Origin of the sequence: Bacillus sp. FSL R5-0416, from assembly GCF_037975425.1 — a bacterium.
Lineage (GTDB): Bacteria > Bacillota > Bacilli > Bacillales > Bacillaceae > Bacillus > Bacillus subtilis.
The window spans coordinates 4,100,601-4,115,376 of sequence record NZ_CP150252.1; the positions used below are offsets into that span (position 1 = coordinate 4,100,601).

13 protein-coding genes are annotated in these 14,776 nt (G+C 45.2%); 6 read left to right on the forward strand and 7 right to left on the reverse strand.

The window, feature by feature from the left end:
* Positions 1–14: 14 nt before the first annotated feature.
* From iolD to iolA, 4 genes are all read right to left on the reverse strand, one after another.
* Entirely contained in the window at positions 15–1,928 is a 1,914-nt protein-coding gene (gene iolD / locus NYE20_RS21605) for a 3D-(3,5/4)-trihydroxycyclohexane-1,2-dione acylhydrolase (decyclizing) (RefSeq protein WP_003242642.1), read from the reverse strand.
* 32 nt (positions 1,929–1,960) lie between these two features.
* Entirely contained in the window at positions 1,961–2,938 is a 978-nt protein-coding gene (iolC, locus tag NYE20_RS21610; protein WP_014478485.1) for a 5-dehydro-2-deoxygluconokinase, read from the reverse strand.
* Between the two features lie 23 nt (positions 2,939–2,961).
* The gene (iolB, locus tag NYE20_RS21615) at positions 2,962–3,777 is read right to left on the reverse strand and encodes a 5-deoxy-glucuronate isomerase (RefSeq protein ID WP_064671726.1); all 816 of its coding nucleotides are present in this window, start codon (positions 3,775–3,777) and stop codon (positions 2,962–2,964) included.
* Between the two features lie 74 nt (positions 3,778–3,851).
* Positions 3,852–5,315, reverse strand: a complete 1,464-nt coding sequence (gene iolA, locus NYE20_RS21620) for a methylmalonate-semialdehyde dehydrogenase (RefSeq protein ID WP_032725032.1) — start codon at positions 5,313–5,315, stop codon at positions 3,852–3,854.
* A gap of 416 nt (positions 5,316–5,731) precedes the next feature.
* Here iolA and iolR point away from each other — a divergent pair, with 416 nt between their 5' ends.
* The 5 genes from iolR (at position 5,732) to NYE20_RS21645 (ending at position 10,320) form a co-directional block, all read left to right on the forward strand.
* Positions 5,732–6,499: a myo-inositol utilization transcriptional regulator IolR gene (iolR, locus tag NYE20_RS21625; RefSeq protein ID WP_038828963.1), complete on the forward strand. Its 768-nt coding sequence runs from the start codon at positions 5,732–5,734 to the stop codon at positions 6,497–6,499.
* Between the two features lie 41 nt (positions 6,500–6,540).
* The gene (locus NYE20_RS21630; RefSeq protein ID WP_003227049.1) at positions 6,541–7,473 is read left to right on the forward strand and encodes an aldo/keto reductase; all 933 of its coding nucleotides are present in this window, start codon (positions 6,541–6,543) and stop codon (positions 7,471–7,473) included.
* 261 nt (positions 7,474–7,734) lie between these two features.
* Positions 7,735–8,385 (forward strand): hypothetical protein, encoded by a 651-nt coding sequence (locus NYE20_RS21635; protein WP_003244225.1) that lies wholly within the window; start codon positions 7,735–7,737, stop codon positions 8,383–8,385.
* 3 nt (positions 8,386–8,388) lie between these two features.
* Positions 8,389–8,697 carry a YxcD family protein gene (locus NYE20_RS21640; RefSeq protein WP_128740866.1) on the forward strand — a complete coding sequence of 103 codons (309 nt, stop codon included), beginning with the start codon at positions 8,389–8,391 and terminating at the stop codon, positions 8,695–8,697.
* A 237-nt stretch (positions 8,698–8,934) separates the two neighbouring features.
* Complete coding sequence (locus tag NYE20_RS21645; protein WP_049140856.1) at positions 8,935–10,320, forward strand: sugar porter family MFS transporter; 1,386 nt, start codon at positions 8,935–8,937, stop codon at positions 10,318–10,320.
* 41 nt (positions 10,321–10,361) lie between these two features.
* Here NYE20_RS21645 and htpG read toward each other — a convergent pair whose 3' ends face one another.
* Positions 10,362–12,242 (reverse strand): molecular chaperone HtpG, encoded by a 1,881-nt coding sequence (gene htpG / locus NYE20_RS21650; protein WP_049140855.1) that lies wholly within the window; start codon positions 12,240–12,242, stop codon positions 10,362–10,364.
* Positions 12,243–12,409: 167 nt separating this feature from the next.
* The gene (locus tag NYE20_RS21655; RefSeq protein ID WP_161621101.1) at positions 12,410–12,661 is read right to left on the reverse strand and encodes a hypothetical protein; all 252 of its coding nucleotides are present in this window, start codon (positions 12,659–12,661) and stop codon (positions 12,410–12,412) included.
* Between the two features lie 116 nt (positions 12,662–12,777).
* On the opposite strand from NYE20_RS21655, the gene NYE20_RS21660 reads away from it, so the two are divergent.
* Positions 12,778–13,599, forward strand: a complete 822-nt coding sequence (locus tag NYE20_RS21660) for an SDR family oxidoreductase (protein ID WP_064671723.1) — start codon at positions 12,778–12,780, stop codon at positions 13,597–13,599.
* A 29-nt stretch (positions 13,600–13,628) separates the two neighbouring features.
* On the opposite strand, the gene NYE20_RS21665 is transcribed toward NYE20_RS21660, so the two are convergent.
* Entirely contained in the window at positions 13,629–14,771 is a 1,143-nt protein-coding gene (locus NYE20_RS21665; protein WP_161621100.1) for a TetR/AcrR family transcriptional regulator, read from the reverse strand.
* Between the last annotated feature and the right edge of the window lie 5 nt (positions 14,772–14,776).

Consider the following 14,776-nt stretch of genomic DNA (forward strand, 5'->3'; position numbering starts at 1 on the left):
ATGGTGCCTCCCCTCTAATACTGCTTCGCAGATTCCAGCTTTTTCTCTTTTGCTTCGTATGCCTTCTGAACGCTTTCTTGTTCAGATACCTCTGCCACCCCGACATGCCACCAGCTGTCATAGCCGTCCGTCATTGTTTTAGGCAGCACCTTCATTTCAATTAATGTTGATACATCCTGTTTCTTCGCATCCTCTAACGCCGCTTTTAATTCTTCTACTGTGTTTGCGCGGTAGGTTTTCGCGCCGTATCCCTCAGCGACTTTCGCGTAATCGACATTCAGGATTTGGTTGTCATCTGTGCGGAACTCGCAATAGTAGCTGCCGCTGCCGTGATCCATTTGCAGGTTGTTGATGCATCCGAATCCTGAGTTGTCAAAGAGCAGCACATTGATTTTCTTGTTGTACTGAATCGCCGTGATCAATTCAGAATGAAGCATCAGGAAGCTGCCGTCTCCGACGATTGAATACACTTCTCTGTCAGGGTGGGCCAGTTTAAGACCGAGTGTCCCGGACACTTCATAGCCCATGCAAGAATATCCATACTCCAGGTGATACGTATTCGGAACATTAGAATGCCACAGACGCTGCAAATCTCCTGGGAGTGAGCCTGCTGAACAGATGATGACGCTGTCTTCAGGAATCGTCTCGTTGATTGTCAGCAATGCCGTTGTTTGCGGAAGCTCCGTATTCAACGCGTCAGCATATTCATTCAGGACCTCTTGAGAAAAGTGATTTTTGATTTCCGGATCAAATGCTTCCCGCTTAAACGTCACTTTGCTGAGACGCTCGCGTTCAGCTAGCCATTCGTCCTTCAGCTCCCGGATCGTTGTGCCGAACTCGCTCTCATAGCCTTCAAGCAAGCCGTGCAGTTTGCCAAGCGTCACTTTCGCATCCGCCACCACTTGGAATGCATCAAGTTTATACGCCTGCATTCGGCTGACGTTAATGTTCAAAAACTTCGCTTTATCAAAATCAAAAGCGGTCTTAGAGGATGTCGCAAAATCTGTATACCTTGTGCCGATGCCGATAATCAAATCAGCTTGGCGGGCCGCTTTGTTTGCCGCAAGTGTACCTGTGATGCCCATTCCGCCAAGGTTGTTTGCAAAATCTGCCTCAACAGTAGACTTTCCTGCCTGCGTTTCAACTAACGGAATGTTATAGGCTTCAGAAATGGCAACCAATTCATCGCGCGCACCGGAATATTTTGCGCCTCCGCCGACGAGAATCACAGGTTTTTTGCTGGATTTAATCAGCTCCGCCGCACCTTGAAGCTCGCGCTCGCTCGGCTGCATGCGATCAATATAGTGAACCCGTTTGACGAAGAAACTTTCATCAAAATCGTATGCTTCCCCTTCAACATCCTGAGAAATACAAATCGTTGCCGGACCTGCTTTTGCCGGATCAGTCATGACTTCAAACGCGCGCAGCAAACTGCTCATCAGCTGCTCAGGGCGCGTAATGCGGTCCCAGTATCTCGATACAGGTTTCAATGCATCGTTTGTCGTAATCGCCGCGCTGTATTCTTGCTCCATTTGCTGCAGTACAGGGTCTGGCTGTCTTGTCGCAAATGTGTCTGCCGGTATCAAGAGAACTGGGATATTGTTTGCCAATGCAGTTCCGGCTGCCGCCACCAAGTTAGCCGCTCCCGGTCCGACGGATGTAGACACTGCATATATTTTTCTTCTCAGCATTTGCTTGCTGTACGCCATGGCCGCATGCGCCATTCCTTGTTCATTTTTCCCTTGATAGACTTTCAAATGGCCTGCATCCTGCTCAAGCGCTTGCCCGATCCCTAATACGTTTCCATGACCGAAAATTGTGAAAATCCCTTCGACAAAAGGCTCTTCCTTTCCATCAACATGGATGTACTGCTGGTTTAAGAATTTAATCAGCGCCTGTGCTGTTGTTAAGCGAATTTTCTTACCCACAAACGATCCCACCTTTACTCGATCTTTTTCAATTATGACTGTGCTTCAATAAGCTGTACGATTTCTTCCGCAGTCGGCATCGCTTCTGACGAACTGTGCTTGCTCACCACAATGGAAGCTGAAGCACTGCCGTATTTCAATGCCGTTTCAATGTCTTTTCCGCTGACAAGGCCATAGATAAAGGCTGACGCATAGGAGTCACCAGCTCCAAAGGTTTTCAGCACTTTTGTCTTGTACGCTTGGGCGCGGAATACCTCGCCGGATTTGCTGTATGCGTAAGAGCCTTCGACGCCGTGTTTGATGACAACGAGGTCGGCTGAATGGCCAAATAAATGATTGACGGATTCTTCATTGCTTCCGCCTGTGCGGTTTTCCATCACATCAAATTCATCGCGTGTGCCGATGACGATATCAGACTGCTCGGCAACCAAAGAATAATAAACGGCTGTTTCATCTGATGACTGCCACGTATACGGGCGGTAATCCAGTTCGAACACCACTTTAACCTGATGCTTCTTCGCGTATTGAACAGCTTTTAATACCGCTTCCCGTGACGGGCTTTTGGCGAGCGCTGTCCCGGAAACAAGCAGCATTTTCGCATTTGCGATATAGTCCTCGCTTACCTCTGAAGGCTCAAGATAAAGATCCGCCACATCATCGCGATACATTAAAATGCTGCATTCTTCAGGGCTGAGGATTTCTGTAAATGCAAGGCCTGCTTTGTGTCCATCTTGATCAACAACCATCTGTGTTGTATCAACGCCGGTCTTTCTCATATAGGACTCTATGAATCTTCCATGCTGGTCATCCGGAATTTTGCCGATGAAGCCCGCTTTTAAGCCAAGCTTCGCGCTGCCGATCGCGATATTCGCAGGTGAACCGCCGACGTATTTGGAAAATGTCATCGTCTCTTCCATTGGGCGGTTGTATTCCACTGCGTTCAGGTCAATACATGCCCGGCCGATGGCAATAATGTCAAAAGCCTTCTCTTCATTGAATGTATACTTCATCGTAAACAGCCACTCCTCACTTGTTAGCGTTCTAAAATCCACTCATGCGCCGGGTCGTTATGAAACTTCCATTTTCGCGTCGGCCCTGCCATGACATTTAAATAGTAGGATGTGTATCCGTCCGGAACGCCTACCGGGTGGTATCCCGCAGGAACGATGACAACGTTTTCATTTTCCACAGTCATTGTCTCGTCAATAGAACGGTCATCTGTGTATACGCGCTGAAATACAAAGCCCTGTCCCGGGTCTAACTCATGGTAGTACGTTTCTTCTAAGAAAGATTCTTCCGGCAAGTTGTCTTGATCATGTTTGTGAGGCGGGTAGCTGGACCAGTTGCCGCTGTCTGTATAGACTTCAACTACTAATAGACTGTTAGCTGAAGGGTCTGAATCCGGAAGAATGTTATGAACAGTACGTTTGTTTGAAAATTGCCCGCGATGTTCAATTCCGTTGTCTTCCGCTTTGATCAGCTTTGTCGGAAGCTGCTTTTCCGATGGAGAATAGCAAAGCGCCACTCTTGCGTTGCTGACCGCTGTGATCTCAAATGCACGGTCATTTGATATATAGACGCTGTCTGTCGGTTTTCGTTCAAATACGCTTTCACGCGTGCCGATATTCTCAAAAGTCGACTCATAATCTGTCACTGTAATTTTTCCCGTTACCGCCACAATACAGATTTCTTGTTTTTTCAATTCTTCTGTATAGCTTGAACCTGATGCAAGATCTAACACTTTAAACTCTACATAAGTGAGATCAGAGTTGGATGTCGTTACTTCGTGCACGAGTTTGACCCCATTAGACACTTCATGCGACTGCGGCTTACGCAACAAATAACTCATAGAGAAGCCCTCCTCTTTCTATTGGCAGAATAAGTCCGAACAGCGCACATGGACGCCGTTCGGCTGTTCGTCGTTTAGTTGAAATCAGGTGCAGGATATCTTGCCGTCACCACTTTTTTACGTGTATAGAAGTCGACGCTGTCTTTTCCGTTCGCATGCAGCGTTCCAAAGAATGAAGATTTCCAGCCTGAGAATGGGAAGAACGCCATTGGAGCCGGCACCCCAAGGTTGATTCCTAGCATTCCCGCATCAATGTTTTCACGGAAGTAGCGGATTGCGTTTGAGTTGGATGTGAACAAGCAGGCGCCGTTCGCAAACTCAGACTTATTGGCGATTTCAATCGCTTCTTTCAGGTTTTTCACACGAATGACAGATAAGACCGGAGCGAAAATTTCATCTTTCCAGATCGTCATCTCTGTTGTGACATTGTCAAAGATCGTCGGGCCGACAAAGTAGCCGTCGTCTGACACATTTTCACGTCCGTCACATACGAGTCTGGCACCTTCTTCAAGACCTTTTTCGATATAGCTGAGCGTGCGCTTCTTGTTGTCTTCGCGAATCACCGGTCCTAAGAACACGCCGTCATCAAGGCCATTACCGATTTTAATGTCCGCCACTTTTTCCTGCAGCTTCGCCATAAATTCATCGGCGATTCCTTCTTCAACTGTCACAACCGCACAAGCCATGCAGCGTTCACCGGCAGAACCGAAGGCAGCTCCAACGATGTTTGTGACCGTGTCTTCAAGATTCGCATCGTTCAAGACAATCGTATGGTTTTTCGCGCCAGTCAGAGATTGAACGCGTTTTAAGTTTTCGCTTCCTTTTTTGTAGACGTATTCGCCGACTGGCTTGGAGCCTACAAATGAAATCGCTTTAATTTCGGGATGCTCGAGGATGCCGTTTACAACGTCATGCGCACCGTATACGACGTTGAATACCCCTTTCGGAAGGCCCGCTTTTTCAAAAAGCTCAACCAATTTCTCTGTTAATAGCGGAGTCCGCTCAGACGGCTTTAAAATAAATGTGTTGCCGAGCGCGATCGCCATCGGGAACATCCAGCAAGGAACCATCATCGGGAAGTTGAATGGCGCGATTCCGCCGACAACTCCGATTGGGTAACGGTAGTTCGCCGCTTCAACGTCCGTTGCGATGGAAGCAAGTGAGTCACCCATCATCAGGGAAGGTGCTCCAGCGGCGAACTCTACGTTTTCAATCCCGCGTCCCACTTCACCTAAAGCTTCTTTCGTGTTTTTTCCGTTTTCAATGGTAATTAGATGAGCAAGTTCTTCTTTATGCTGAGACAGCAGCTGCTGGAAGTTAAATAGAATTCTGGCACGGCGCGGAACCGCCACCTTTGACCATGTTTTAAATGCTTCAGCAGCCGTTTGCGCTGCGTAATCAATATCCTCTTGTGTAGAAATCGGCACTTGGCATAGTACTTCTTTCGTCGCCGGATTGACGACATCTTCATATTGATCTGTTTTGCTTTCAACCCATTCACCGTTGATGTAGTTTTTTAATTTTCTGATTTCTGCCATTCTTATTGCCTCCTTCATTAGTAAACACATACACTTGTATGGATGGTTCCGGATAGATTCATATCAATATCCACTTTTCAGCAAGCCAAGAATTAAACGCTTTCAAAAAAACCAAAAAAATAAATGGCGGATGCATATTTACATACAAGCAACCATTTCATGCACAACAGGTTACTTTTTGGTCATTTCTTGGTTATATTCTAATCGCATAATACCCATAAGTCAATCATAAACACTAAATTTTTTCATTATTTTTATTATATTAATCTTTTAATCAAGTAAGAGAGGTAAGAGAAGCCCGCCGAATCTTGAAAAAGATATACACCGATGTTATCATTTTTTAAGCAACTATTGATTAACTTTTGGTTTTTATTATATATTTATGTTACGTAAAGATTCAAGAAGGAGTTTTTAATATGAAACTGATGCGGATTCAGGAAATGGAGGAGTACATTTTATCGCATGGCACTGTTTCCTTAGATGAGCTGTGCCAGGTGTTCAATGTTTCCAAAAACACAGTCAGACGTGATATCAACAAGCTAACAGAAAAGGGTGCGATTGAAAAAGTATACGGCGGCGTAACATCTATTGAAAAAACCGCATTAGTTCCTTTTGAAAATCGCACCATTCAGCACCAGGATGAAAAAACAAAAATCGCCCATTATGCTTCCCGATTTATTGAAGATCACGATTTGGTCTTCATTGATTCAGGAACGACGACAAAGTCTATTCTTGATACGCTTGATCCAGCCAAAAATGTCACCATCTTAACCAACAGTTTAGACATTATCAATGCGGCGTCAGCTTTGAAGAATATCAACTTAATCATTATCGGAAACAACTATAAGAGAAAAACCCGCTCCTTTGTCGGCATGGACGACCCGGCTATGCTTGATAAGTACAATATCAACAAAGCCTTTATGTCCGCTACCGGAACGACGCTGACACACGGATTGACCAACTCGGATCTGCTGGAGTATGAAATTAAAAAGAGGATTTCGGAAAAAGCAAAAGAAGTGTATCTATTGGCTGACCATTCTAAATTCGGAAAATCAACGCTTCTGACATATGCGCCGTTTGACAGGCTGCATTGCATTGTGACCTCTCAGCCATTAGACGACGAGTACACGCAGTACTGCAATGAGCATCAAATCGGCATTCATCTGGCCGAACGTTTACAATAGTGTTGAGAGTCTATCATCCATTTTATTCTAGGAGGCAGATCATGAAAAAAGCGAAGCTCGGAAAATCAGACTTGCAGGTATTCCCTATCGGATTAGGAACAAATGCTGTCGGAGGACATAACCTCTACCCGAACCTAAATGAAGAAACCGGAAAAGAATTGGTGCGCGAGGCGATCCGTAATGGCGTGACAATGTTAGACACCGCTTACATTTACGGGATCGGCCGTTCCGAAGAATTAATTGGTGAAGTGCTGCGTGAATTCAACCGTGAAGATGTTGTCATCGCGACAAAAGCCGCTCACAGAAAACAAGGCAATGACTTTGTCTTTGATAATTCACCAGAATTTCTTAAAAAATCAGTTGATGAAAGCCTGAAGCGCTTGAATACCGATTATATCGATTTGTTCTACATTCACTTCCCTGACGAACATACGCCTAAGGATGAAGCCGTTAACGCGCTGAATGAGATGAAGAAAGCCGGAAAAATCCGCTCCATCGGTGTATCCAACTTCTCTTTAGAGCAATTGAAAGAAGCAAACAAAGACGGTTTGGTAGATGTATTGCAAGGCGAATACAACCTGTTAAACCGTGAAGCGGAAAAAACATTCTTCCCGTATACGAAGGAGCATAATATTTCATTTATCCCTTACTTCCCGCTCGTATCAGGTTTATTGGCAGGAAAGTATACAGAAGATACAACGTTCCCAGAAGGCGACCTGCGAAACGAACAGGAACACTTCAAGGGCGAGCGTTTCAAAGAAAATATCAGAAAGGTCAACAAGCTTGCGCCGATTGCCGAAAAACACAACGTGGATATCCCTCACATCGTATTGGCCTGGTATTTAGCAAGACCGGAAATTGATATTTTAATTCCGGGAGCAAAACGTGCCGATCAGCTGATTGATAACATCAAAACAGCCGACGTGACGCTTTCTCAAGAGGATATTTCATTTATTGATAAGCTGTTCGCATAAGAAGAAAACAGCCTTCTCCAATGGAGAAGGCTGTTTTTTTGTGCGATAAATTCCTAAATAACTGATTTTGAAGCAAAACCTTACAAAATGAGCCATAAATCCGATAAAATAAAGGTAGTTTATCTCAGAAAGAAAGTGATTGAGAAAGCAAAAGTATGAAACGTTCATATCATCTAGCTCATATGAAATAAAGCTGACCCAGCTTCTTTTATTTGCTGGTCAGAATAGCGGACCGTTTCGATGGTCTATGGAGGAAACAGAATGAAACTTAAATATGTAAAAGCCTTAGTTGCAGTAACCGTTGCTTTAGGTGTACTGCTGCCATCAACGATTTCTCATGCAAAGAGCTTTAGCGGCCGCTCATCATCTAGTTACAGCAGCCGAAGTTCAAGCTCGTCATACAGCGGAAGCTATAAATCAAGCCCGAAATCAAGCTACAGCTCAGGATCAAGCTCTTCTAGCAAAAAATCCAAGACGTCTGACGATTCATCATCATCGATTTCGCTTAAAAAGAAGCCTTCGGAAAAGGCAAGTTCATCAAGCTCTAAAAAATCGTCAGGCACCTTTTCCGGCGCTACATCAAAAGTAACCGGAAAGACATACAGCGGAAAAACGTCTAAAGCTTATGTTGGCGGACGTTATGTTTCAGTCAATCATTACTATCACGCAGGTTTCGCGCCATCAGGATGGTTTGGATATTATAGCGGATTTACAATGGGTATGTTCATGATCAGCATGATGCACCCGTGGGGTTACACCTATCATCCAGTCGGAGGCCCAGGTTATGTTTCTTATGGCGCTTCACCCATTGCCTGGATCGTGGATATCATCGCTTTAATTATTATTTTAATCATTGTCATCGCACTGATTCGCGCATTTAAAGCACCAAAGACGTACAGAAGGAGATTTTAGGCAATGAGATTAATATTAAATGAGCAAGAAATTATAGACGGAATTTGCGTGTATATTTCCAATGAAGAAGATATCTACCCTGAAGACGTTGAAGTAAAGGAGCTATCTTATAACAAGCGTACAGGGTTCTTCGCTGAAGCTACATTTGGCCTGCACCACAAGCAGCTTATGTCAGATGACATTTCAGAAGGCATTATTCAGTTCTTAGAGGAATACCACAACTTCAATCCGGACGTTACCGTCGTTGAATTGCAATTTGATAAGAAAAAAGGCTTCTCCGCCTTGGTTTTCGTCAACGAAGCAGAAGAATAAAAATGTCTTAATCAAACCTTACTCCGCGCGGGTAAGGTTTTTTTAATGGTTTCTCTGAGCATAAAGTTATTTCGTTTTTCCTAAACTCAGCGGATCTGTGATCATCTCTTTTGGCTTTAACGTTTCCGTTTTTTCAAAACAAATGTTTCAAATGAGATAGGAAATGGGTACTAATCTATTAACTTTGTTACATATTTTTAGATACTCATTGGCTCAACAACTGAGGAGGAGACATTTGTGAAGAAAGACACAAGGAAATATATGATCTACTTTTTCGGCGCTTTAGGGGGACTGCTATATGGTTACGATACAGGCGTTATCTCCGGAGCACTCCTGTTTATCAATAACGATATTCCTTTAACGACATTGACAGAAGGATTGGTTGTCAGCATGCTGCTCCTTGGCGCGATTTTCGGTTCTGCCTTGAGCGGCACATGCTCAGACCGCTGGGGCAGGAGAAAGGTTGTATTTGTCCTTTCCATCATTTTTATTATCGGTGCGCTCGCTTGCGCATTTTCTCAAACAATCGGCATGCTGATTGCATCTAGGGTGATACTCGGGTTGGCCGTCGGCGGTTCAACGGCACTTGTGCCCGTGTATCTTTCCGAAATGGCACCGACGAAAATTCGCGGGACACTCGGCACAATGAACAACTTAATGATTGTCACCGGGATTTTGCTCGCCTATATCGTTAACTACCTGTTCACACCATTTGAAGCGTGGCGCTGGATGGTCGGTCTGGCCGCAGTGCCTGCCGTGCTTCTATTAATCGGCATCGCGTTCATGCCGGAATCGCCAAGATGGCTCGTGAAGCGCGGCCGTGAAGAAGAAGCGAGACGCATCATGAACATCACTCATGACCCCAAAGACATCGAAATGGAATTGGCAGAGATGAAGCAAGGGGAAGCGGAGAAAAAAGAAACGACACTCGGCGTGCTGAAAGCCAAATGGATTCGCCCCATGCTTCTGATTGGCGTCGGCCTTGCCATTTTCCAGCAGGCGGTCGGCATTAACACGGTCATCTACTACGCGCCAACCATTTTTACGAAGGCCGGTCTTGGCACATCAGCTTCGGCGCTCGGCACAATGGGAATCGGCATCCTCAACGTCATCATGTGTATCACTGCCATGATCTTAATTGACCGTGTCGGCCGCAAAAAACTTCTGATCTGGGGAAGTGTCGGCATCACACTGAGCCTTGCTGCTTTATCAGGCGTGCTCCTAACGCTCGGACTTTCCGCATCAACAGCGTGGATGACAGTAGTCTTTCTAGGTGTCTATATCGTCTTTTACCAGGCGACATGGGGTCCGGTAGTGTGGGTGCTCATGCCTGAGCTCTTCCCATCCAAAGCACGCGGAGCCGCGACAGGGTTCACGACTTTGGTGTTATCGGCGGCTAACCTGATCGTTTCGCTTGTCTTCCCGCTGATGCTAAGCGCAATGGGCATCGCATGGGTCTTTATGGTTTTCTCAGTCATTTGTCTTCTCTCATTTTTCTTCGCTTTCTACATGGTGCCGGAAACCAAAGGGCGAAGCTTGGAGGAAATTGAAGCAAGCCTGAAAAACCGGTTTAAAAAGAAGAAAAGCACCCAAAACCAAATGCTGAATGAGCGTACATTATAAAAAAAGGAATCGTCTCCTTATGGGACGATTCCTTTTTCTGTTTACACCATGACCTTGCAAATATTGTTCGTAAATTCCACAGGGTCCTGAATCGGCAGGCCTTCGATGAGAAGCGCCTGATTGTACAGAAGGTTTGTGTACAGGCTCAGCTTCTCTTTATCTTGTTCAAACGCGTCCTGCAGCGTTTGGAATACCTCGTGATTCGGGTTGATTTCCAGCACTTTTTCCGCCTTCACATTTTGGCTGTCAGGCATCGCGTTTAAGATTTTTTCCATCTCAATTGTCACTTCGCCGTCAGCAGCAAGGCAGACTGGATGTGATTTAAGCCGTTTTGAGATTCTGACGTTTTTCACTTTGTCTGACAGAATGTTTTTCATTTCCTCAAACAGATCCTTATACTTGTTTTCCTCTTCCTCGGACTGCTTTTGATCCTCATCCGTGTCTATGCCAAGGTCTCCGCTTGATACGGACTTGAATTCTTTTTCCTGATAAGAAGCCAGCATTTTAATTGCAAACTCATCAATGTCCTCAGTAAAGTAGAGGATTTCATAGCCTTTGTCCGCCACCATTTCCGTTTGCGGCAGTTTCTCAATGCGGTCGTAAGAATCACCGGTCGCGTAATAAATGTATTTCTGCTCCTCTGGCATTCTGGAAACATACTCGTCTAAGCTGACCAGTTTTTTCTCTTTTGAAGAGTAGAATAATAGGAGCTCCTTCAATTGATCCTTATTCGCGCCAAAATCATTGTACACGCCGAATTTCAGCTGTCTGCCGAACGACTTATAGAACGTCTCGTATTTCTCTCGGTCTTTTTTCAACAGGCTTTGCAGCTCGCTTTTGATTTTCTTGCTGATGTTTTTCGCGATCAGCTTCAGCTGGCGGTCATGCTGCAGCATTTCTCTGGAAATATTCAGCGACAGATCTTCAGAATCGACCATGCCCTTCACAAAGCTGAAGTGGTCCGGTAGCAGGTCTGCGCACTTATTCATGATCAGCACGCCATTGGAATACAGCTCCAAGCCTTTCTCATATTCCTTGGAATAGTAGTCAAACGGCATGTTTTCAGGGACGAATAGAATCGCGTTGTAGCGAACGGCTCCATCCACACTGATATGAACGTGTGTGAGCGGTTTATCAAACCCGTAATGCTTTTCAGCATAGAATTTTTCATAATCCTCATCTGTCAGCTCGCTTTTGTTTTTTCTCCAGATCGGCACCATGCTGTTGACCGTCTGCTCTTCCTGCACCTCTTCAAATTCATTTTCGCTGCCTTCCTTCGGCTTATTAATGGTTGTATCCATTTTGATCGGGTAGCGAATGAAGTCGGAGTACTTCTTGATGATCGCTTTTAAACGATATTCCTCTAAAAACTCGTCATAGCTGTCATCTTCTGTGTTCTCTTTGATTTTCAGGATAATGTCTGTACCGACAGAATCCTTTTCACACGGCTCAATCGTATAGCCGTCTGCACCCGCAGACTCCCATTTATAAGCCTCTTCGCTGCCAAGCGCTTTACTGATGACTGTCACGACATCGGCAACCATAAATGCCGCGTAAAAACCGACACCGAACTGCCCGATAATGTCATGTCCGTCTTTCAGCTCGTTTTCCTTTTTAAACGCGAGGGAACCGCTTTTTGCAATTGTTCCAAGATGCTGTTCAAGCTCATCCTTTGTCATTCCGATCCCCGTATCAGAGATGGTTAATGTTCTCGCATCTTTGTCAGCTGCGACCTTTATGTAGTAACTGTCTTTATCAAACGTAAGCGCATCGTCCGTAAGCGCTTTGTAATAGATTTTGTCAATCGCATCACTCGAATTGGAGATTAACTCGCGCAGGAAAATTTCTTTTTGGGTATAAATGGAGTTAATCATCATATCCAGCAAGCGTTTAGACTCTGCTTTAAACTCTTTTTTCGCCACTCTTGATCGCTCCTTTACCATTATGTAAACCCTTTTCAGCATCTATTTATCACATAAGATGACAATTGTCAATTAGATTGATAGATGCATATATATGTAAATTTAACATTAGTTGGATTTGTTTTCACTCTTTTTCTCACTCATTCTCATAAAAAAGAGAGGCTTCATCATCCTCTCTTTTTTTCTGTGTCATTCCAGTAGCCAAACTCCCGCTTCATCCATATATGCACCGGGTAGAAAAACAAACCGAACGGTATCAAAAACAATAGATTATGCCATGAAGCATTCAGAAATGCGCTTGCAGTCACCGGAAACGTAATCTCTTGCAATAAAAAAGAGATGACAGTCAGCACAACAAATGCAGATGGAATGGTAATGAAGCAATAAAACTTGAGCTCCTTCTTATGCTGTACCTTCACACATACAAACCTCCCAACAATTTCTAATTCATCTTAACATATGCCGGCCTTTCTTTTCTCGCATGTTTATCACTGCACATAGCGGGAAGACAAATAGAAAAAGGAGGTCTCGTAACATGGGAAGACTTGAAAACAAAACAGCAGTGATCACAGGCGCCGCGACAGGCATTGGGCAAGCGACGGCAGAGGTTTTTGCCAATGAAGGCGCGCGTGTGATCATCGGAGATATCAATAAAGATCAAATGGAAGAAACAGTTGACGCAATCAGAAAAAACGGAGGACAGGCCGAATCCTTTCACCTCGATGTGTCAGATGAAAACAGTGTGAAAGCATTTGCTGATCAAATCAAGGATGCATGCGGAACGATTGATATTCTGTTTAATAATGCCGGCGTTGATCAGGAAGGCGGAAAGGTGCACGAATATCCGGTTGACCTGTTTGACCGCATTATCGCCGTCGACCTGCGCGGCACATTCCTTTGCAGCAAATATTTGATTCCGCTCATGCTCGAAAAAGGAGGCTCCATCATCAATACCTCCTCCATGTCAGGCCGTGCCGCGGACCTTGACCGCTCGGGTTACAACGCAGCAAAAGGCGGCATCACCAACCTGACAAAAGCGATGGCGATCGACTACGCACGGAACGGCATCCGCGTCAATTCCATTTCACCGGGTACGATCGAAACCCCGCTGATTGACAAATTAGCAGGCACCAAAGAACAGGAAATGGGTGAAAAATTCCGCGAAGCCAACAAATGGGTCACGCCGCTCGGCCGCCTCGGCCAGCCGAAGGAAATGGCGACAGTGGCCCTGTTCCTCGCGTCAGACGACAGCTCATACGTCACAGGAGAGGACATCACCGCAGACGGCGGCATCATGGCATACACATGGCCAGGGAAAATGCTGATTGATGAGAAATGGAAGAAAGAAACGAAATAAGAGAGGGGATGTCCCTCTCTTTTTGTCTTTCAAAGCAATACAACTTTATACTTTTTCACATCCAAAAACTGCAAAAATTCCCTCGCCAGCACTTCAGGCGGATGCGCCTTTCCTTCATCCAGCCGATACAAAAGCAACCCGATAATCATTGCGGATACATAATGGGCATAAAGCTTTTTCTCTGCGTGAATATCAGTTTGCTGATGCAGATAAAACGATTCCAGCGCTTTGAACATATCAGGTATCACATGAGGAACACCCCATTCCCGATTGAGAAAATGGACAATGGGCATGTTTGACAAAGCAGAAAGCAGACTGGCGAGCGCCTTCTCCGCTTCCTTTAAGGAAAATTCATTCGGGCTGGAGGCAATCGTCAGGTGATCAATGATCTCCGCACATGATCGCTGTATCATGGTTTGGAGCAATTCCTCCTTATTGGCATAGTGATCATAAAAGGTTGCACGGCGGATATTGCTTTTCCGGGTAATATCCGAAATCGTGATGGCTGCGTAGTCTTTTTTCTCCGCCAGCACGTCCAGAAATGCCTTCTGGAGCGCCTCTCTCGTTCGAACCACACGCCTGTCGATTTGCTTGTTCTTCTCTCGCTCTCCTGGCACAGCTTGTCCAAACAGCCAATAAAATCTCTTTTGAGAAACAAGCTCCCATACCTTTTGGCTGATAGCTTCCGGAGTCGCGGCCGCATCCTCATTCAGCCAATACAGGATAATCGCGTACGTGTACAAGGCCCGGTAATGTCCGTAAATTTCCCGTTCGATCGGCGTCAAATTCACATGGACCGGAGTCAGCAGAACATCCTGCTGAAACACATCCCTAAAAAAACGATGGAAATGCCCTCTGTTCATCATCACAGAAAAAAAGGATCGATGCTCATGAACAAAAGACAGCGTCGGATGCACCGTTTGCCGTTTTTTGTTCAAATGAAGGGTATCCATATGACTGAAGGCGTCAAAAAGCGCTTTGCCCAGTCCTTCCTTCATGTCTTCGATCACATCCTCAATGATTGAAAACTTATCCTCATAATAAAGGTAGAGCGATCCGCGGCTCACTTTGGCCTTCTCAGCGATTTCTTTCATTGTGATGTGTTGAATATCTCTATCTTTCAATAAGGCCAGCAACGCCTCTTTCACTTGAGCTTCGGCAGATTCCGGCACAAAAG